16 protein-coding genes, 3 pseudogenes and 1 other annotated feature are annotated in these 22,017 nt (G+C 27.2%); of the genes and pseudogenes, 3 read left to right on the top strand and 16 right to left on the bottom strand.

Annotation, left to right across the window (positions count from 1 at the left end; genetic code table 11):
- Nucleotides 1-102 precede the first annotated feature (102 nt).
- Nucleotides 103-519 (top strand): (deoxy)nucleoside triphosphate pyrophosphohydrolase, encoded by a 417-nt coding sequence (locus ACFYH6_RS06070; protein ID WP_416178857.1) that lies wholly within the window; start codon nt 103-105, stop codon nt 517-519.
- A 37-nt stretch (nt 520-556) separates the two neighbouring features.
- Here the strand turns inward: ACFYH6_RS06070 and ACFYH6_RS06065 are convergent, their stop codons facing one another.
- The 9 genes from ACFYH6_RS06065 to ACFYH6_RS06025 all read right to left on the bottom strand — a co-directional run bounded on the left by ACFYH6_RS06065 (nt 557) and on the right by ACFYH6_RS06025 (nt 11,663).
- Nucleotides 557-1,222, bottom strand: a complete 666-nt coding sequence (locus tag ACFYH6_RS06065; protein ID WP_316345412.1) for an HAD family phosphatase — start codon at nt 1,220-1,222, stop codon at nt 557-559.
- A gap of 211 nt (nt 1,223-1,433) precedes the next feature.
- Entirely contained in the window at nt 1,434-1,706 is a 273-nt protein-coding gene (locus ACFYH6_RS06060) for a hypothetical protein (protein WP_316345410.1), read from the bottom strand.
- Between the two features lie 117 nt (nt 1,707-1,823).
- Complete coding sequence (locus tag ACFYH6_RS06055) at nt 1,824-2,708, bottom strand: Cof-type HAD-IIB family hydrolase (RefSeq protein WP_316345408.1); 885 nt, start codon at nt 2,706-2,708, stop codon at nt 1,824-1,826.
- A gap of 230 nt (nt 2,709-2,938) precedes the next feature.
- Nucleotides 2,939-3,766: an alpha/beta hydrolase gene (locus ACFYH6_RS06050; protein WP_416178858.1), complete on the bottom strand. Its 828-nt coding sequence runs from the start codon at nt 3,764-3,766 to the stop codon at nt 2,939-2,941.
- Nucleotides 3,767-4,011: 245 nt separating this feature from the next.
- Nucleotides 4,012-5,982, bottom strand: a complete 1,971-nt coding sequence (gene tkt, locus ACFYH6_RS06045) for a transketolase (RefSeq protein ID WP_416178859.1) — start codon at nt 5,980-5,982, stop codon at nt 4,012-4,014.
- 364 nt (nt 5,983-6,346) lie between these two features.
- Nucleotides 6,347-8,266 carry an OPT family oligopeptide transporter gene (locus ACFYH6_RS06040; protein ID WP_416178860.1) on the bottom strand — a complete coding sequence of 640 codons (1,920 nt, stop codon included), beginning with the start codon at nt 8,264-8,266 and terminating at the stop codon, nt 6,347-6,349.
- 248 nt (nt 8,267-8,514) lie between these two features.
- Complete coding sequence (locus ACFYH6_RS06035; protein ID WP_416178861.1) at nt 8,515-9,090, bottom strand: nitroreductase; 576 nt, start codon at nt 9,088-9,090, stop codon at nt 8,515-8,517.
- Between the two features lie 286 nt (nt 9,091-9,376).
- Nucleotides 9,377-10,573 carry a phosphoribosyltransferase domain-containing protein gene (locus tag ACFYH6_RS06030; protein WP_416178862.1) on the bottom strand — a complete coding sequence of 399 codons (1,197 nt, stop codon included), beginning with the start codon at nt 10,571-10,573 and terminating at the stop codon, nt 9,377-9,379.
- Nucleotides 10,560-11,663 (bottom strand): HpcH/HpaI aldolase/citrate lyase family protein, encoded by a 1,104-nt coding sequence (locus tag ACFYH6_RS06025; protein ID WP_416178863.1) that lies wholly within the window; start codon nt 11,661-11,663, stop codon nt 10,560-10,562. Before ACFYH6_RS06025 ends, ACFYH6_RS06030 begins: the two co-directional genes overlap by 14 nt.
- Before the next feature lie 231 nt (nt 11,664-11,894).
- Between ACFYH6_RS06025 and ACFYH6_RS06020 the strand changes: the two genes are divergently transcribed.
- Nucleotides 11,895-12,524, top strand: coding sequence for a hypothetical protein (locus ACFYH6_RS06020; protein WP_416178864.1), 630 nt, complete (start codon nt 11,895-11,897; stop codon nt 12,522-12,524).
- Between the two features lie 93 nt (nt 12,525-12,617).
- On the opposite strand, the pseudogene ACFYH6_RS06015 reads toward ACFYH6_RS06020, so the two are convergent.
- The 5 genes and pseudogenes from ACFYH6_RS06015 to ACFYH6_RS05995 all read right to left on the bottom strand — a co-directional run.
- Nucleotides 12,618-13,790, bottom strand: a pseudogene (locus ACFYH6_RS06015) (macrolide family glycosyltransferase).
- 27 nt (nt 13,791-13,817) lie between these two features.
- Nucleotides 13,818-14,240 (bottom strand): helix-turn-helix domain-containing protein, encoded by a 423-nt coding sequence (locus tag ACFYH6_RS06010; protein ID WP_416179027.1) that lies wholly within the window; start codon nt 14,238-14,240, stop codon nt 13,818-13,820.
- 128 nt (nt 14,241-14,368) lie between these two features.
- On the bottom strand, nt 14,369-15,196 hold the full coding sequence (locus ACFYH6_RS06005) for a hypothetical protein (protein WP_416178865.1): 828 nt from the start codon (nt 15,194-15,196) through the stop codon (nt 14,369-14,371).
- A 285-nt stretch (nt 15,197-15,481) separates the two neighbouring features.
- Nucleotides 15,482-15,889, bottom strand: a pseudogene (locus ACFYH6_RS06000) (ABC transporter permease); the annotation flags it as partial.
- Nucleotides 15,867-16,055 (bottom strand): annotated as a pseudogene (locus tag ACFYH6_RS05995) (ATP-binding cassette domain-containing protein); the annotation flags it as partial. The pseudogenes ACFYH6_RS05995 and ACFYH6_RS06000, both read right to left, overlap by 23 nt.
- A 165-nt stretch (nt 16,056-16,220) precedes the next feature.
- Nucleotides 16,221-16,468: a binding site (T-box leader), on the top strand.
- Nucleotides 16,469-16,514: 46 nt separating this feature from the next.
- Between ACFYH6_RS05995 and asnB the strand changes: the two are divergent.
- Nucleotides 16,515-18,104: an asparagine synthase B gene (gene asnB / locus ACFYH6_RS05990; RefSeq protein ID WP_416178866.1), complete on the top strand. Its 1,590-nt coding sequence runs from the start codon at nt 16,515-16,517 to the stop codon at nt 18,102-18,104.
- An 89-nt stretch (nt 18,105-18,193) separates the two neighbouring features.
- Here asnB and ACFYH6_RS05985 read toward each other — a convergent pair whose 3' ends face one another.
- Together ACFYH6_RS05985 and ACFYH6_RS05980 are read right to left on the bottom strand one after the other, a co-directional pair.
- Nucleotides 18,194-18,463 (bottom strand): hypothetical protein, encoded by a 270-nt coding sequence (locus ACFYH6_RS05985; RefSeq protein ID WP_416246475.1) that lies wholly within the window; start codon nt 18,461-18,463, stop codon nt 18,194-18,196.
- 244 nt (nt 18,464-18,707) lie between these two features.
- The gene (locus tag ACFYH6_RS05980) at nt 18,708-21,959 is read right to left on the bottom strand and encodes a two-component regulator propeller domain-containing protein (protein ID WP_416178868.1); all 3,252 of its coding nucleotides are present in this window, start codon (nt 21,957-21,959) and stop codon (nt 18,708-18,710) included.
- Between the last annotated feature and the right edge of the window lie 58 nt (nt 21,960-22,017).

Genomic DNA, 22,017 nt, shown 5'->3' with positions numbered 1-22,017 from the left:
GTCGAAATATTAAATATATTATTTTATATAGAAAAATAATGTTTAAATAATATGTAATTTTTATAACTTATATGATATTATTATTTTTAGAGGTGACTGTTTGTGAAAAGAATTATGAAGGTTGTATGTGCTATTATTGAAAATGACAAATCTGAAGTGCTTTGTACTTTAAACTCGAAAGATATGTCTTTTTCTAGCTTTTGGGAATTCCCTGGTGGAATTATTAAAGACGGTGAACCACCTGAAAAAGCCATAGTAAGGGAAATCTATGAAAAATTAAATTGTAAAATTAAAGTTAATTCTCTATTTAGTGCAACTACATATGAATACGACGACTACATATTAAACACTATGGTGGCTAAATGTTCAATTTTAGAGGACATGCCATCACCAAAGGAATATACAAAGCTATTATGGTTACCAATAGAATACATAACAAGTTTAAATTGGAATCCAGCCACTATCCCAACTGTAGACAAACTTATAATGAAGTATAAAAAAAATTCAATATCAAATTAAAAAAAGGCCATCAGAAAACCTGGTGGCTTTATATTGTTTATTCTCCTTTAAAATAACTTTTTATTTCATATAAATTATTGAAACTTTTATAGCTATATCTTTTTATTTTTTCATCAGCTTCTTTTAAATCTACTACATGAAGGGGAGTCATATTTCCTTTATAGGCTGCTTCAACTCCTGCTGAGGAATCCTCTATTACAATGCATTCCTCTGGAGTAACATTAAGCTTATTAGCTACCTTTAAAAATATTTCAGGGTTTGGCTTTGTTTTTTTAACATCATCTCTACAAACAACTTCATCAAATATTTTTTTAAAATTAGATTGGTTTAATTGTTTGTCCATTCTTTCTTTAGATGCAGATGTTGCTAAGGCAAGCTTATACTTTTTCCCCTTTAAGTACTTAAGCAATTCCTCTGCTCCATCTTTTATAGGGATTTTCTTTTTTAACTCTTCAGATAAAGCCTTATCTTTTTCTTCATACATTTCTTCTATTGGTATGTTTTCTCCAAATTCATCTTTAAATACTTTTTTAACATTTTCTCGTCCAGTTGCAATTACTTTGCAATATACTTCTTTTGTCATCTTATATCCGTATTTTTCAAAAACCTTTGTCCAAACATCTAAATATATTTTTTCTGTATCAAATAAAACTCCATCCATATCAAATATTACTGTTTTAAATTTATCTATATTTTGCTGCATATAATCCTCCATTTATAACTAACTCTAATACTAGTTATATTATAATAGAAAAATTAATGCAAGAAACTAACTTTCCTCTTCTAAGTACTTTATTAAATTTTCATATTTTTTTCTGCTACTTCTAACCTTGGTTTTAAATGATTATTTAAACAATGAGCACTTATAGTTTTGTTATAGCTAGATAATATTTCAATACAAATTATTGTATAAACTAAAAATACTTTCCATTAAACTTATCCTTTACTGCCTCAGTTACAATTTTAAATTTTTCTTCATTTTCTTGTATTAAATTAATTATTTTTTCTTTAGCTTCTAAATATTCTTTATTATTTTCTTCAAAATCTACTATTCTCTTAGATAAAGTATGAAACTTCATAAATATTATAGGATGCTTTTTAGCAAAGGACTCCATTTCATTAATATGTCTTTCTTCCTTAGTTGCATTTTTTAACCATTTAAAAATATAATCATAATTATTATTCATATTACACCTCACTTAACTTTATAAATATATTCTTTACTAAATTAGTTTTATATTATACTAAAAATAAAAAACTCCTTTTATAGCTAATTCATAACTATAAAAGGAGTTTTTAATTGTTTATTTTTTAATCATTTTACCCATTTCATTATTTAAAACATTTCGTATAGCTTTTGCAACACCTAAATTATCATTAGAATCTGTTATGTATTTTGCAATGGCTTTAACTTCTGGGATTGCATTTTCCATAGCAACAGTTTCTTCAAATATCTCAAACATAGAATAATCATTAAAACTATCTCCTAATATCATTACTTCATCTTTTTCTATAGATAATTTCTTAGCAACCTTTGCTAGAATTATTCCTTTTTGAGCATTCATATCAGTTATTTCTATATTATCTCTAAAAGAAGATGATATAGCTAATCCTTCTATTTTACTAAGTTCCTTTTTCATCTTATCTATTAATTCTATATCACTATGGAAGGCAACAAACTTTCTTACTTCTAAACCTTCATTAAAAAACTTATCTAAATCATCAATATACTTTAAAGCTGTAAAAAATCTTAAGTTTTCCGATATTTTTCTTGCTTCACTCTCTGTTAATTCAGGATTAAAACTTTTAGTTCTATTTATAACCTCTTCTAAAGCTTTTTCCCTTGTAGAAGTAGTAAAAATACCTTGATTAGTAAAAATTCTTGCTGAAAAATTATTTTCATCTAAGGTATCTATTATTTCTCTAGCACTTTCATTATTTATATTAATAATATCTAATATATTTCCCTCTTCATCTCTATATTCAGCTCCATTAGATAAAATACATTGTGATTTAATATTATGCTTATCTAACACTTCTTTAACACTTTGGTACTCTCTTCCAGTAGAAATTGCAAATATTATTCCTGCTTCTTCTGCTTCTCTAATGGCATCCACTGTTTCTTTATCAATATCGTGATTGCTATTTAACAATGTGCCATCCATATCTGATGCTATTAGTTTTATCATTTTATTTACCTCCAAATTATAGACCTACTATTGTATAGTTTCTCATTTGTAATTAAGTTATTCTAAAGTATATTATATCTTATTTACAGTTTAAGCTTGTCAATTATTATTATATCAATATTATTAAAATCTTTCCAAATATAATTTTTAATGCTAAAAACTAATAAAAATAGGCTATGAAACCAATCTCTAATTAGAAAATTTACATTGTTCCAAAGCCTATTCTTAATTTAAATTGTATTAATCCATTTAACAGCTAATTCAAACCATGATTCTACATGTTTATTTATAAGATCACTATTATCTTTATATGCTGTATTTACATCACAAAGACTTAATCCATGTACACCATCAGGATATATATGAAGTTCAAAAGGTACATTGTTTTTTCTTAAAGCACTAGCAAAAAATAATGAATTTTCAACTGGTACAACTGTATCATTAAAAGTATGCCATAAGAAGGTTTCTGGAGTATCCTTAGATACTAATTTTTCTAAGGATAATTTTTCTCTTTCTTCTTTAATTGCATCTATTCCAAGTAAATTATCAAAGGAATCCTTATTTGCAAATTCTCCACTTGTTATAACTGGATAAGAAAGTATCATTCCATTAGGCTTAATATTCTCCTTGTTTATATTTAAAGCTTCTGAAATTAAATCTTTATTCCATAATACTCCTAAGCTTCCTACTAAATGTCCTCCTGCTGAAAAACCACAAGTTATAACCTTATCTATATCAACATTCCATTTACCCGCCATTTCACGAACATAGTTTATAGTGGCTGATAGCTCTAATAGTGAAGTTGGAAATCTGTTAGGATTAACACTATACCTTAGAATTATTACATTAAATCCTTGGGAAAGTAATTTAAAAGCAATTGGTTCAGCTTCTCTATCAGAAGTACCTACATATCCTCCGCCAGGACATATAATTATAGTTTTCCTTTTTTTATTAATATCAATTTCTACACTATTATCTGGAATATAAACATTTACATAAGCCTTACTATCTTTTAACTTATTATTTATATCACAAATATTTATTTTTTCATAAATCATTTTCTTTTCCCCCATTCTTTCTCAATATATTTATTTTAATTTTATAAAAGAACTTATTATGAAGATACCTTATAAATTTAAGTAAAATATATATACTTATTATATTATTCTATAAAATATATTACAATACTTGTAATTACTGTAAATAAATATTGAAAAATGAAGCTATCTTAACAGTCTATAATTAAAAATTATAGACTGTAAGACAACTTCATTTGTACTTTTTATATTACTTTAATTAAGTTTTATAATTGATTAATTACATTAACTACATTATCAACACTAAAGCCAAATCTTTCGAATAATAATTCAGCTGGTGCTGAAGCTCCAAAAGTATCCATTGTTACATATTTACCATCAAAGCCCACAAGTTCTCCCCAGCTTAATGATGATCCTGCTTCTATAGCAACTCTCTTAGTTACTTTTCTTGGTAGAACCTTTTCTTTATAATCTGAATCTTGAGCTTTAAATATATCCATACAAGGCATACTTACTACTCTAATTTTATCATTTCCTAATTTCTTTTTAGCTTCAATAGCTAAAGAAACTTCTGATCCAGAAGCCATTAATATAATTTCTGGTTCTCCATTAGAATCATCAATTATATATCCACCCTTCATAGCTTCTTTATTTGATCCTTCTATATCAGGTAGATTTTGTCTTGATAATACTAAAGCTGTAGGTGTTTTCTTTGATGTCATAGCTAAATACCATCCAATATTTGTTTCAGTTGAATCACATGGTCTGAATACATTAAAGTTAGGCATTGCTCTAAGCATTGTTAATTGTTCTACTGGTTCATGTGTTGGACCATCTTCTCCAACACCTATACTATCATGAGTTAAAACATATGTTAATGGTAAATTCATTAGTGCTGATAATCTTGCCATTGGTTTAACATAATCACTAAATACAAAGAAGGTTGAAACAAAGGTCTTTAATCCTCCATGTAACATAAGACCATTTCCTATAGCTGCCATAGCTAATTCACGAACTCCAAAATGTATGTTTCTTCCTGCATAATTATCACTACTAAAGTCACCAGCGCCATTTAAATATGTTTTAGTTGATGGTGCTAAATCTGCTGCTCCCCCCATAAAGTTAGGGAATAAATCCTTAATTTTATTCATAGCAATACCAGATAAATTTCTTGTAGCATTAGCTTTTTTATCATATTTCCAATATTCAGAACTTTCATCTAACACTTTTTTATAATCAACATTAAAATATTTATCCCATAATTCTTTCATTTCTGGGTATTTAACAAAATAACTTTCATACATATTATTCCAAGCTTCATATACTTTATTAGCTCTTTCTTGTTCAGATGCTATATGAGAATATACATCTTCATCAACATAGAAATCCTTATCTTCAGATAAACCTAAGTTTCTCTTTAATTCTATTACATTATCTGCTCCTAAAGGCTCTCCATGAGCACATGCTAATCCTTCTTTAGCTGGACATCCTCTACCTATTTTAGTTTTAACTTCTATAAATATAGGTTTTCCCACTGACTTCTTAGCTTCATTAAGTACATTTAATATTTCTTCAAGATTATCTCCATCTTCTACTGTAAATACATTAAAACCAAATGCTTTCATTCTCATTTTTACATCTTCAGTAAATGCAATATCTGTACTTCCTTCAATAGAAATCTTATTAGAATCATATAATACAACTAATTTATCTAATTTTAATGTTCCTGCTAATGAAAAGGCTTCTGATGATATACCTTCCATAAAGCATCCATCTCCCCCTAATACATATGTATAGTGGTCTATTACTGGATACCCTTCTTTATTAAATACAGCTGAAAGATGTTTTTCTGCCATAGCCATTCCTACTGCCATAGCCATTCCTGCTCCTAATGGTCCTGTTGTAGCTTCTACACCAACAGTATGTCCATATTCTGGGTGACCTGGAGTCTTAGAATCTAATTGTCTAAAGCCTTTTAAATCATCAATAGTTACCCCATAATTAAATAAATGTAATAAACTATATAATAAACTTGATCCGTGTCCACCAGAAAGAACAAATCTATCACGATTTATCCAATTCACATCTTTTGGTGTACTATTCATAACTTTTGCCCAAAGGGTATATGCCATTGGTGCTGCTCCTAAAGGTAAACCTGGATGTCCTGAATTAGCTTTTTGAACTGCATCAGCGCATAGTCCTCTAATGGTATTAACAACTTTTCTATCTAAGTCCATGCTTTTTCCTCCTTAACTAATAATTTCCTCATTTCAATTTTATCACTAATTATATCTTTTTTATATGAAAATACTATCTTTTATCAAATTAATTCTATATGTTATCAAGGAACTTTAAAAGACCCATTAAACCTATTAACAAAGAAGGAAATTATACCAGTAAATACTAATTAGTGGCAAAGATGTATCTTATTCGTAAATAAAAAAGGAACTGTTATAATAAAGTACATACTAAGTGTTAGAAATAACTAACATCTAGGTACCTTTTAGAACAGTTCCCTTTATTAAAAATATATATATTTTTAAAACTAATTTTCTGGTTTATTATAAATATTTTTATATATTATTATACTAAGTCTATTTATTAACTCTTTTTTACCTTAGAACTTATAATAGGTAATGTTGTAGCAACAACTAAAGCAATTAATAATATTATTCCCATCATATTACTAGCTGCAAAACCTGTTGGTGTCTTAGGAGTTATTATTCCTGTTACTTGTAGTATAATTCCAAGTAATCCTATTATAGATCCACCTGCTACAAGTCCTGAAGATAAACCTACTCCATTAGAAACTCTAAACTCTTTTTCCTTTTCACTCTTGCTCATATTTTCAACAAATACACGAATTAAAGCTCCAACTAATATTATTGAAGTTGTTGATATTGGTAAATAAAATCCAATTGCAATAGTCATTACAGGTAGTTTTAATAGTAATAAAAATAAAGCTATAACTATACCAACTAAAATCATTGGCCAAGGTAAATTTCCTGACATTATTCCTGATGTTAATGTAGCCATTAAATTAGCTTGCGGAAGTGCAAATTGTGCATCTGCTCCTGTAACTGCTAATTGATTTGCAAGTAATAGAATAGTTCCTGTAACTACAATTACTCCTATTATACTTGAAATAGCAAAAGTTAATAGCATTTCCTTTCTGCTTCCACCTATTATATAGGTTACCTTTTGAGATTGGCTATATCCACCTGCTGTTGAAATTGCCACAACCATAAATGCTGCAAACAAAAGTAATGATTTATTATCACTTTGAGATGTCCATCCCATAATAACAAAAACTAATGTTAATATAACTAGTGAAGCTATTGTCATACCTGATACAGGAAGGTTTGAGGTTCCTATTGTTCCTGTTAAACGTCCAGATACTATTACAAATAATAATGATAATATTAATGATACTATTACTGCTATTATAGCCATTTTAACGCTATTTGAAATTATAAAGGCTGATATAGCTGCAATTATAACTCCAACTAAAAGTATTATTATTTCTCCAGAGTTTTTTTCTGAGTTATCATCCATATTTGACTTAGCTTTAAGTGTTTCTTTTATAGATAATATTATTGTTGGAACAAGTTTAAGAGCTCCAATTATTCCACCACAAAGCATCATTCCAGCTCCTATGTATTTAACATAACTTGATGATATTAAATTTACATCCATTTGATTAAGTAATACAGATGCATCATTCCATGATACTATATTCTTTTCAGCTAAATCTGTAAAATAACCAATTAAAGGCGCAACTCCAAAGTTAGCTAATATTGAACCTGCAAACATTTGTAATGATACCTCTAAACCAACTATAAATCCTATACCTAATAAAAGTGGATTTACTTCAAGAGAGAACTTCCATTTATAAAACTTGCTTCCTACAAAAGTAATAGTGTTATTTATTATATTTAAAAATGATCCAGTAAATAAATTTATAATTCCACTTATTCCAAATCCAATTCCCATATATTTAATTGCATCTCCATTTCCTTCAGATGCTACAAGGGTTTCAGATATAGCTAATGATTCTGGATATAAAAGATTTCCATGTTCTTCAACTATCAAATAATTATAAACTAATGACAAGGCTCCTATTCCAAATAGTACACCACCAACGCCTACAATTAATCCTTCAATAAAAGTGAATTTATTTCCTATTAATATAATTGCAGGTAAAACGTAAATCATACCACTTGCAATTGATTCTCCACCACTAGACATCCCTTGGGTTATATTTTTTCCAAGAATTCCTTTTCCCTGTGCAAATATTCCTATAAGCATTGAACCAATTATAGCTCCAGGAATTCCAGCTGCAACAGTTAATCCAGACTTCATGCCTGAATAAGCTGTAGATGCTGCAAAAATTGCAGATAATATTATACCAATTATTATAACAGGAATATTGGCTCCCTTTTTTGCTTTATCAGTAACATATGGAATATAATCTCTTCCATGAGTACCGCCATAAGCTTCCTTAGGTAACTTTTTATTCATAATATATTCTCCTTCTTTTGTATTTATTATTTTTAGTATAAGCATTTTATATAATAGAATAAATATATATAATAGTCAAAAGACTGACTTATCAATATATTCATATTACTTATTATTTTCAAAACATATGGATATTATTACATATAATTATTAAATATAAATATTAAGTTATTAATTAAATAAAAAAATAGTATTATGATTTTTTTATAATCATAATACTATTTTTTGTCCTTATTCTTTATATTATTTTATTCTTCATCTTTACCATCAATTACAGTAAGCTTTTTATCTATTGCAGTTCTATTACGAGGCTTTGGAACAGTATCAATATATCCAACCTGTAAAATAGCAGCTATTTTTTCTCCTGGTGCAACTCCAGCTGCTTCTCTAAATTCAGGTAAAGTTAAAAATGAATCAGTTTTCCAAAATACACCTACTTCTCTTTCCCAAGCTGCCAATTGGAAATTTTGAATTAATGCACAAACAGCTGCATAATCTTCTTCCTTAACAAAGGGCTGTGGATCTTCATGCATTACAACAAGTATATGTGCTGGAATAGATTCATAGTATTTCTTCATTTCTTCAGGACTTTTTTTCATCTTAGCTCCTTTTGAAGCTACATCAGCCATTGCATTTGCTAGTACTTCTTTACCTTCGCCATTGTAGATTATAAATCTCCAAGGTTCTCTTAATTTATGATTTGGAGCCCAACTAGCAACTTCTAGTAACTCACTTAATAATTCTGTAGATATACTTTCATCCTTAAATTTCTTTATTGTCCTTCTTTCCATAATTAACTGTGCCATTGGATATTTTGTAGCCATATTAATCAATCCTTTCTCTATCTATATAAAATCCTTTGATAATAATTAGTATTGTTAGAAATATAACTATATTAATTTAAATTCTCATTAAACAAGCATATTATTAATGATAATCAATAAGCACTCTATAATTGATATTGATTATCATTATTATGATACTACTTTTAAATTGTACCTGTCAAGAACCTATAATAGCAACTTTAGACTACAAAATTTATAAATATTAATTTCATTTAAAATGAATTCTAAAAATTATATCTATTTTAAATATAAAAATCACTTAATACTAAGGCTTATATATCAAAATATTTTTTGTAAGCTTTATATTTAAATTATCCTCTGAAATTAAAACAACACAATCATATTGATTTTCTATTTTAGTTTTATTATAAAAATAATACTTATCTCCATTATGGAAATATACATGACTTTCATTAATTAAATATCCATCTTCTTTTGAACAATAAATAGGGCTTCTAGTAGTACTTTTAAAATAAATATCTCCACTTAAATATGATGCTATCCTAGATGGAATATATATATTTTCTCCATGTCCTAGTAATAATACTTTTTTATCTCTTCCTATTCTTTTTTGAATTATATTTGCAGCTTCTATACATTCATCTTCTATTTTTAGAATTTCCTTAAAATCTATTCCAAATCTTCCTGTATACTTTAAATTCTCACCTCTTCTTGACATAATATTTAATGAAGCTACAGGAGATATTTCATTTATTATAACTTCTTCATTATTTAGATATACTTTTTTATCTTCTTCATATATTTCACCTGATATTAAGGATTTTACTTCTATTTCCAGATTATTTTTATCGGCAAATTCTTTATATAAGTTTCTATATTTAATATTTCTTAAATCTAAAATGCTAAGGATAGTATATTTTCTTACATTTGTAACTTTAATTAATTCCTTTATTATATTTAACATAGACTTTCCTGTAGTTATTTCATCATCTACTAAAATTACCCTATTAGCTTCATTTAATTTATTATGATTTATTAGAAAACATCTATGTGTTGTTGCATGGGAATGTTCTTCTTCAAAATTAAATATTGACTTTATATCTTTTATATCTTCTCTAGTTGTAGTTATATAATAAGAATTTTCTATAGATGCTGCTACTGCCATCCCTAGTGCTGTTGCTGTTTCTGCAAAGCCTAAAACAGCGATTTTTTCATTAGTCTTATAAGTTAATTTTATAGTATTTTTTATATTTTCTTCATTGTCATTTTGATTTTTTATATATTTAACAAAGAGACTTGTCTTATCATTCTCTCCAAATAAAATGGAAGTTAATAATAATCCAATTACTTTACACATATTTGGCCTTACCTCTATATGTTTTCCTAAAACCTTGCTTATAAATAAGAAATTTCTTTCAGTATTATTATTTCTGTAGCCTATTGATATTAAATCCTCTAAATCTATTTCATATATATTCTTTGTTATATTAATTTTCATCATAAATCCTAGCCTCATGAAATAAATCATTATAAGAAACTTTATTGTTAAGAACTCCAAAAGCATTAGCTCTATTACATATCCTTCTTGCCCAATTATAATGTGGTGATACTTCATTCATCTTATTATTGCTATAGCCTTTAAAAACTCCTCCAACCTCTTTGTGATTTAATATATTTATAGCATCCATATAATCCTCATAATTTACTGAATAAATAGAATTAACATAAATACCTTGAGTTGGATGAATTATTGTCTTCCCAGAGAATCCATTTTCCTTATCTAATTTTATTTCTTTAATTAATCCCTTAACTTCTTTAGAATTAATATCATAAGAAAAATACTCCCATACTGGAGCTGAAATTATATATTCTTCTTTATATCTACCAAAGATATTAACAATATCACAAAGGCAATCATTTATTACCCCTATATCATAAATACTATTATTTACACTTCTTCTTAGTCCAAATTTTGATGAAAAATCAGTTCCTCCTACTCTAATATTTAGGATTAAGTCTTTATACTCATCAATTAAATTTCTTAAATATAGAATTTCTTTCATTCTTTTTTCTTTATAGATTATTTCTTCACTTTCTAGAATAGGCATACCATAAATTTTATCATCATACTCATTTCTTATTCTATTTAAATGCTCTAAATACTGTGGTCCATTTATCTTATTAAACTTAGGAAATATAAAACCTGTTATTAATTTCAACTGATCCTTAGATAATTTAGATGAGAACTTAATAAATTGATAATTACTTCTAACCCTAATAAATATTAATGGAATATTATCTTCATTTATTTCTCCTCTTACTAAGTCTTCATGTATATTATCTAAAGCCTTTAAAACATTTATCTCCCCTTTGTCTATATCACTTTCTTTAATAGAATCTTCAAAACAAATAGTTATTGTAGTTATATCTTTTATTTTTCCTAGTTTTATTATGCTATAAATATCCATAAGTGCATTCATATATAAATTAGAGCCTATGTCATACTTTAATAAATCCTTATTTGAATATTTATTAAAACTCATAGGCTCTTTATAAAATTTTTCACTACTAATACTTTTTAAATGTCTCATGCTAACACCTTCACCCATATAATAAGATACTATTTTATTATTTAAAACAATTAATATCTATTGGTATTATATTTTTACCCTTTACTTTTTATTCTGATTTTAAGGCAAAACATATTATTTACTAAATAATTTTTAATATTTCTTTGTTAACATTTTTTATACTTATGTAATATACTGTACTACATGGATTTTAAGCTACAATAAGTAATTAATATGGAGATGAATATTTATATGATAACTGAATCCAAAATTGAAAATACTTGCATCTCATCAAATTGTACTAATTTAATGAAAGAATGCTCAAGCCTTCTATATAGAGTTCCAGTTTTTCTTAGCCACCCAAGTAGATTAAATTCAAAGCAAAGTGATTTTGTTGAAAATATAATTAAGGAAATTCGAAGATCTTTGTTATTTCCTAGAACTTTACCCGTTACTGAACAATATCCTGAAACACCTCTTACCAATATAAGAAGAATGATATTATCAAGCTATGGTTTTATAGCTCTTAATTTAGCCCAAAGAGAAGTTAGAGTTTTACAAAACAATTTGGGGCAACCCATTGATTTAACTACTTGGGAGGGAAGTCCATTTGCACAAATAGAGCCTTCCATGGCCTTTCAATTTGGTCTTCCTGTGCTTTTAATTAGAGAATCTACTGTAGAGCAAACTGGTATATGGTCCTTTGGAATTGGACCATTTTTAATTCTAGAATGGAATCCAAATTTACCTTTATCAGAATTCTTTAATAGCAATGTTTGGCTAGAAATTTTTCAAAACTGGATTTCTCAAGTAAGAAATGGTTTTTATCTTCAAACTCAACCATCCTTTAAATACACTTGTACTCGAGATGGAGTTAATTAAAAATCAAAAATTTATACGAAGAATTATTAGTACTATTTTTATTTTAGAAACTCCGAAAGGAGTTTCTTACTATGCACTATGTGGTTTTGAAACCTAATTACTTTCTATTATCCTTAATATTGTATCTGCTCCCTTTTTAGCACCTCCAGCTTTTCTAAAGCTTTCTCCTATTTCCTTTGCCTTATTTTTATAATTTTTATTATTTATAATTATTGAAACAGCTTCCTTAATTACTTCTGGTCTATTCTTTTTAAGCTTAATTCCTGCTCCTAAATCACTAACTCTTTGTGCCACTGCTCCTTGTTCAGATTACTGTGGAAATAACACCATTGGAACTCCATAATATAAGCTTTCATTGACGCTATTCATTCCACAATGAGTTATAAACACATCTGTATTTTGAAGTATTTCAATTTGATTTACTGTATTTTTAACTTCAAAGTTGCATGGAATATTTCCCAATTCTGAAATATTAGTTTCTTTTCCTACTGACATAATTACTTTTATATCACTATTTTCAAAGGCTTTTATACAATTTCTATAGAAATCAATATTTTTATTATTAACTGTACCAAGAGAAATATATAATTGTTTAATATCTTCATCCTTTGGCGTTACATTTATTTTTTTTACTGATGGTCCAATAAATGAATATTTATCTGAAAAAGTTTCAGATAAAGGTTGAAATTCTTTAGATGTATAAACTATTGTATTTGTATCATTATCATTTTGAATTATTGAAATAAAATTTTTAATATCATATCCATGTTCTCTTAATAAATTAATTTTTTTATTTACTTTTCTCATTCCAAATATCATATATATAATTTCTCCAAAGCCCCTTTTCATCATCCTTGAAGTATACTTATTAAAGGCAAAGGTAGTTGTAGAACATATATATGGAATATTTAATTTCATAGCATACAACTTTCCCCAAAAGCATATAGAATCCGATACTATACAATCTGGCTTAAATTCCCTAAGCTCAGAACATACCTTTTTATCCAAAGCTATGGTAGTATCTGCTACCATTTCCATTAAAAATGAAAAATCCTTTCCAATTCTTTTTTTATCTTCCTTTTTTAGTTCTGGAAGATAATCATCACAGCTAATAAATTTCGCTCCAGCTTCTTCTATTTTTTCTTTAAACTCATTGAAGGAATAATACCATACTTCATTTCCTCTATTACACAATTCTCTTACTACTTCAATCGTAGGATTAGTGTGACCATATGCTGGTATAGAAAAAAATACTATTTTACTCATTACATAATCTCCTTTCAATAACTGTCATTATTTATCCTCATATACTCCCATTTTTCCAACAAAATTAATAAGATCTCTTTGATGAACAATTGCGATACCTTTATCCTCATCTCCTAGAACTAATAGCTTATCTCCTGGATTAATATTAAATGTTTCTCTTGCTTCCTTTGGAATAACTATTTGCCCACGTTCTCCAACTAAAACTGCACCAAAGAAATACTTTCCTTTTGGGGGCACAACAATTCCAGAAGTCTCTTCTGAATGATTAATTAAATTATCTATAGTAACATCATATAGCTTAGCAAGAGCTATACAACTATTTATATCTGGTGTAGATTCTCCATTTTCCCATTTTGCTATAGCTTGTCTTGAAACATTAATCCTCTCTGCTACTTCTTCTTGAGTATATTGATGCACCCTTCTTAATCTTTTTAAATTCGAACTAATCATATTATTCATACTCATCATACCTTTCATATTAATTATAATAGCAATTTTCTTGAAATTCTATCAACTAAAGTTAACATCAATGTATATATTCGTAGCATATAAAAAGTAGTAACACTACTTTAGGGTTACTACTTTTTTAATCCATTTCTACTCTTATATTCTTCATATAGTTTCTGTGTTCTATCATAAATGCTTTTATTAATTGCTTCAAAATAATTATTTACCTTTTCTATATCCCACTCTTCTGGTTTTCCAGAATACTCTTTCATATCTTCAGTACTAAAAGAGGATAAAAACATTGATTCCATATATCCTTCAAAATTTTTACTAAAAAGATTCCAATACCCTTCTGTCTCATTAAAACGTTGTTGTAATACTGTATCCTTGCAATCACCATCTTCTAGATAAGCCTTTACAGCATTCAAATAATAATAATAATTATCATAATTAGGTGCACTTGAACGCGAAGTATTCATTGATACATAAGGAATATTCGGTTTCGGAATCATGAAAAAAGAGCCAACTGTATGGTTGTTATATACTTGCTCATTTCCACAATCACAAAAATTTAAAATAGAAAGATTTAAACAATCTATGCTTTTTAAATTCTTCTTAGACAACATACCTCTTTTTTTCATTTTTAACTTCAAAATTTGTTTATATGTCCCTATTGTATCTCCTCGTAAAACAATCTCATTTTTATTTTCATCTTGAAGCACAATTTGATACTTAACTTTACTTCTAGGTATTCTTTCAACCTTGTAACTCCACCATTTATTTGTGTTATTTATACGTATCTCTTTATTTTCATTTTTTACAAAGAACAATTCAATATATTTATCTATTGTCTTAATATACGAATCGGCATCAAACCCATCTGATGTACAATGAATACACACTTTATGATACTTTGTTTCATAGTCTACATTCCAATTATCTTGTTTAATCTTAACCATATCCTTTCAGGTTTTTAATATCCAGTTTAGCATCTATTATAATAATTCTCCACTTCATCCACAATTCAGTGCCTTTAAGTATCCATTCTAATAATTATGTCTAAATACACTATATGATCTTAGTATAAAGTATAGCCTTTCTAGAGAAACTCTTTTCATACTTTAGCATCACTTTCTTAGAAAAATTTTCATAATCCTATTATGTACAAAAAAGTAAGTTCATTTGAACTTACTTTTTATAGGTTAGTGTTAAAGTTTATTTTGATATGGCCCTTGTAATGTATATTATTCCCATATAAAAAACTTTAATGCTACTCCAGTACATATAATAGCAATAGCAATCATTGCAATCATAGGAACCATAAAATTATCTACGCTTATTCCTAAAGATGCTGCCTTTAAAAGCTTAATTCCTTGGGTTAATGGTAATATATCTGCAATCTTTTGAAGGATTCTTGGCATAATCTCATAAGGAAGTGTTGCTCCTGAAAAAATTAGCATAGGAAAATATAAAATACTTGCAATTACACCAGCTATTTTTGTATCTTTTGCAATTCCAGCAACCATTAATCCAATGCTAAACATTGATATCATTACTAATAAATATGAACTTAAAAATAAAACCCATGAACCTTCAAAGTTATAGTTAAAAAACAACCTTGCTACTCCATAAAAGTGAAACCTGTCCACTATCATACTTCTTTGTGCCCAAAATGCACTCAATAGTTGTACTTTTGCCTGCACCATTTGCTCCAAGAAGTCCAAATATTTCACCTTTCTTTACAGAAATATTAAGGTTATTAACAGCCTTTACATTTCCATAAGCCTTTGAAAGATTACTAATTTTTATTACTTCCATATTCATAAACCTCCTATCATTTGTTGATAAAATAATAACACCAGATAAAAGTCTGGTGTTATAATGTATACTTACAAATAATTTCTATATTTTTTGTAAATTTTATAAATTTTCTAAAAAATTATTGACAAATTAATATAAAAAACTTAAAATAAATACAATTAATTAAAAGCAAAGATGGAGAGAAGTAGAAAAGGTCACCACCTAAAGTGAGCTGGAGATAGTGTAAACCCAGTGGCAGGGCTTTTTTGAATAACACTCAGTAGCTGCAAACTGAAATATCTATTTTTATTTACTAGATAAATTAGGGGCGCCGTATTCCATGCGTTATATGGATACCAGTAATGGCTGGGAAGAGACCTTTTTAAGGTAAATTAGGTGGTACCGCGGATAAGCATCAATTCGTCCTATTGTTATAAGACGAATTGGTGCTATTTTTATATTAAGGGGGCTATTAATATGTGTACAATTATGTGTTATTCAGGAAAAGACATTGAAATGGAGAAATTTGAAGAAGCTTTAAAAAGAACTGAATCTAGAGGTCCAGATATGACAAAAATACTTATCTTACCTTCTGGAATCTTTGGTTTTCAAAGGCTTTCTATTATGGATTTAAGTTCTAGTGGCATGCAGCCATTTACAAATAATAAAGATGCTGCTATCTGTAATGGAGAAATTTATGGTTTCCGTGAAATCAAAAAAGAATTAACTAAAAAGGGATATTACTTTAATTCTGAAAGTGATTGTGAAATACTACTTCCAATGTATTATGAATATGGATTAGATATGTTTTCTAAATTAGATGCTGAGTTTGCAACTGTTATCTATGATGGGGCAAAAGATAGTTACATTGCAGCCAGAGATCCAATTGGAATTCGTCCATTATTTTATGGATATTCAAAATCCAAGAAAATATTATTTGCAAGTGAAGCTAAAAACTTAGTTGGACTAACTGATAAGATTATGCCATTTCCACCAGGACATTATTATGCTGATGGTAAATTTACTTGTTACTGTGATATTACTGAAGTAGATGGTGACTACTGCAATGATGACTTAGAAGTTATCTTCACAAAAATACATGATAAATTAGTAATGGGAATAGAGAAACGTATGGATGCTGATGCTCCAGTAGGTTTCTTATTAAGTGGTGGATTAGATAGTTCATTAGTATGTGCAGTTGCTCAAAAATTACATCCTAAAAAACCAATTAAAACTTTTTGTATAGGTATGACAGAAGATGCCATTGATTTAAAATATGCTAAAGAAGTAGCTTATTATATAGGTAGTGATCATACTGAATTTTATATGACAAAAGAAGAGGTTATTGACTCCTTAGATGAAGTTATTAAAGTTCTTGGAACTTTTGATATAACAACCATAAGAGCAAGTATTGGTATGTATCTACTTTGTAAAAAGATACATGAAACCTCTAATGTTAAAGTTCTTTTAACTGGTGAGATTTCAGATGAGTTATTTGGATATAAATATACTGATTTTGCTCCAAATGCAGAGGAATTCCAAAAGGAATCCAAGAAAAGAATAAATGAACTTTATATGTATGATGTACTTCGTGCTGACCGTTGTATAAGTTCAAATTCCTTAGAAGCAAGAGTACCTTTTGGTGATTTGGACTTTGTAAAATATGTTATGTCAATTGATCCTGAAAAGAAATTAAATAAATACGAAATGGGAAAATACCTTTTAAGACGTTCCTTTGAAGGAGACTTCCTTCCAGAAAATATATTATATAGAGAAAAAGCAGCCTTTAGTGATGCTGTAGGCCACTCTATGGTAGATTATTTAAAGGAATATGCAGAAGAAAAATATTCTGATGAAGCTTTTGAAAGCTTATGTAATAAATATGATTACCATGCTAAACCATTCACTAAGGAATCTTTATTATACAGAGAAATATTTGAAAAATACTACCCTAAACAAGCTGAAATGATATTAGACTTTTGGATGCCAAACAAAGAATGGGATGGATGTAACGTAAATGATCCTAGTGCAAGAGTACTATCAAACTATGGTGCTAGTGGTAAATAATTTTTAGACTTAATTAAAATGCGCACCATTACTTTTTTATTAGTGGGTGTGCATTTATTAATTAGGTAAATGAATATCCTTTAAGAAAATCAATCCCTATATTTTTTATTATTCTCATCATTTTTTTCTACTAAATCCTCTATGTTTCTTCCTTTCAAAATGTTTACTATTATAGGTGCAATTATTACCATAGCATCTCTATATCCAAGTTCAATATTATGTTCAATAGTATCCTTTCTTATATTAATAGTTCCTATACCATTTAATATTTCTAATGGAGTAGATGGATAAATCTCTATTATCCTACTATTCTCAAAACCCTTTCTATCTATTTTATTTTTATAAGATAAATGAACCACAATTATAATATCACAATCATGATTTTTAATTGGATAAATGGGTACATTATCCACATTATTTTTAGAGTATAAAGGTGAATTTATCCCACCATCTGCATATCTTATCCCCTCAATAATCAGAGGCTATTTAGCAATAGCCTCCTTATTTTAATTTTCTTCTTAGCAACTTAAATATCTGAATTCTATACTAGTTAAAAGTAATTCACCAGCATAATCATTATCAGATGGTATACGTGCTGAATTATTACATAATAGTACCTTCTACTATATCAGGAAGTACCATAGTAAATCTACTTCCTTTATTAACTTCACTTTCAAGTTTAACAAAACCCCCATGAAGTTCTGCTATATGCTTAACAAGAGTAAGTCCAATACCACTACTGCTTGCTTTTGAACTTCCTGTTCCTTTAACTTGAGAAAATCTATTAAATATAAAATCTTGATCTTCTTTTGAAATTCCTATTCCTGTATCTTCAATTGTAATTTCAATATTATTATTAATTTCTTTAATAAATACTCTCACCTCTCCACCCTTAGGAGTAAACTTAACTGCATTAGCTAATAAATTAATTACACTTCTTTCTATTTCAGTACTATCACAAGAAATAATTTTTTCTTCAATATCAGGATCAATAATTAAGGATAAACCCTCTTCCTCTATAAACTTACTCATAGAAAGTGCTGCTTCTTCAACAATATAAACTATATCATTATTATCCTTATTAATTTCATAATGCCCTGTTTCTATTTTAGAACTATCTATAATATCATTTATTATCTTTAATAAGTTATCACAATTCCTACCAATAATATCCATATATTCCTTAGATTTCTCATATGTTATAGCTTTGTTCCTATTAATTGAGTTTATTAATTGTACTGTTGCTGATATAACATTTATTGGGGTTCTAAGTTCATGGGATAAATTCACGAAATAATCATTTTTTAACTTTTCTTTATCTATTATTTCTTTACTTAATCTCTTATTTTCTTCTAATTGCTTATTAATCTTCTTTGTCTTTTGAGCTACTAATTTTTGTAATATGTTTACATAATTTAATATATAAGCAATAATAATTATAACTATAACTATGTATGTCAAATAAGCTAAAGGTGTTTTCCATATAGGACTATTAACTCTTATATTAATAGCCGTCTCTTCTGTTAATTCACCATATGCATCTCTAGCTCTTAACTTTAGAATATATTTCCCAGACTTTAAGGATTTAAAATCCAAAGTACTTTTAGAATCTACATATATCCAATCTGAATCAATTCCTTCAAGCATGTATTCATAAGTTATATTATTTAACTTTTCATAGTTTGGTACAAAGTAGTCAATGGATAAGTCTTTATCACTATAATCTAAAACTAACTCTTCTCCATCATAAATAACTTTATTCATTCCAATTAATATGTCTCCAATTACAACTTTATTTTTATTTTTATTAGATAAGACTATATTATCTGGATGAAAATAGGTTACTCCACTTGTGCTTCCAAATATCATTATTCCATTTTTAAGTTTTGAACTAGAATTTGAATTAAATTGATAGCCATATAAACCATCCATTCTAGTAAAATTCACAAAACTTTCCTTTTCAATATCAAACTTATTTAAACCTTTATTTGTACTTATCCAAAGATTATCATTATCATCAACTAAAATTGAATTTATAAAATTATTTGTTAATCCATCCGCTGTAGTATATAAAGTAAAATTATTATTTAAATCAAACTTACTAAGACCTACATTGGTTCCTATCCATATATTCCCTAAACTATCAAAAGTCATACAATTTATATAATTATTATTTAAAGAATCATCAATATATTGCTCTATAATTCCTTTTTCTTTATGATATTTAACTAATCCTGTGTCAATTCCACCAAGCCAAATAATATTTTCATCTTTATAATCTGGTAATATATATTTTATACGTCCTGGATTTATATTAAACTCATTTAAAGCTTCATTATAATATGTTTTTTCTTCAGTGATAATGTTATAAGAATAAAAACTAGATGTGGATGCAAGCCAAATATTTTCTTCATCATTATATAAATAGTATAATTCTGAAGAATAACCGTCTTCAACAAGATGATATTTATATAAATGCTCACTGGTGTTAATTGAAATTAATCCCTTATTAGTTATAATTACAATCCAATTATCATTTAGTTTAAATAAACTCTTTATATATTGGTTACTTAAATTTATTGTATTATTATTGCTATTGTCTATTCTATCTATTAAATTACCAGTTATATTATCATATATATATATTCCATTATATTTTGTTGCTATCCATAAGTATTTATCTTCTAGCAATATTGATACTATATTTTTATTGTTTAAATATACTTCTTCATTAAAAGAATTAAACTGATTATTGCTATTTAATATATTTATTCCCTTATCTGTTCCAATCCATATAGTTCCATTAAAATCCTCATAAAAACATGTTATACTGTTACTACTAAGAGAATTTATAAAATTCTTATCTTTTTTTATTACTTCTGCCTCTTTTTTATCTGATGAATATCTTAATATACCATTACTACTAGATAGCCATATATTATTTTCGCTATCGGACAAGATGCAATTATTATTATAAATTTCATCTTCTTGTTTATTATCATACACCTCTATTACTTTCTTTTCTTTAGTGGAATACTTTTTTATTCCATGGTTATTAACCATCCATACATAGACATTCTCATTTTCTCTTAAATCAAAAACGAGAATTCCTTCTTTTGTTGATACCCACATATTACCAAGTTTATCAATTTCTATATTATATATATATAACCTATCATTAAGTATTTCTGTATGATTATAATTCATTTTTAAATCTTTATCTAATACATTGATTCCAGCATTAGTACCAACCCATATCTCTCCATTTTTCCCTTCCTTTAAGAAAGTTATAGATGAATTAGTTAATGAATTTATATCATTTTTATCATTATATAAAGCTTCAATTTTTTTCTTTTTAATATCAAATTTTATTAATCCATTTTCAGTTCCAACTAGCATAATATTTTCATCATAACTACTTTTTAATATTGAAGTAACTTTTACATCACCTAAGTTATAATTATCATTTGGAACATCCTTCATCCTTATAATTTCATCTGTATCTCTAACTAAAAAATCTAATCCATTATCAGTCCCTATCCAAAGGTTTCCATATATATCTTCTTCTATATCCGTTATATATGTTGAACTTAAAGAATCATCACTTTTAATATTACAATTATATATTTTTATTTTTTCCCCATCATATCTATTAAGCCCATCTATAGTTCCTATCCACATATACCCTATGCTATCTTGAAATATTGTTGTTACATACTCATTAGAAAGCCCCTCATCAATGGATAATTTCGCAAACTCTTCTTTTTTTACCAATTCTGCAAAGGCTTTTGCAGGAGTACCAATATTTATTAAAATAAATGTTAATAAGATAAATATTGAAAATTTGCATTTCATATTTTTTTCTACCTCGCCTTTTTATTATTTATCTTTTGAATCTACATTATTTTAACAT

The organism is Clostridium sp. HCS.1 (assembly GCF_047900555.1).
In the GTDB taxonomy this organism is placed as follows: domain Bacteria; phylum Bacillota; class Clostridia; order Clostridiales; family Clostridiaceae; genus Clostridium.
The sequence above is the reverse complement of the archived record's forward strand: the minus strand, read 5'-3'. Positions and strand labels throughout refer to the sequence as shown.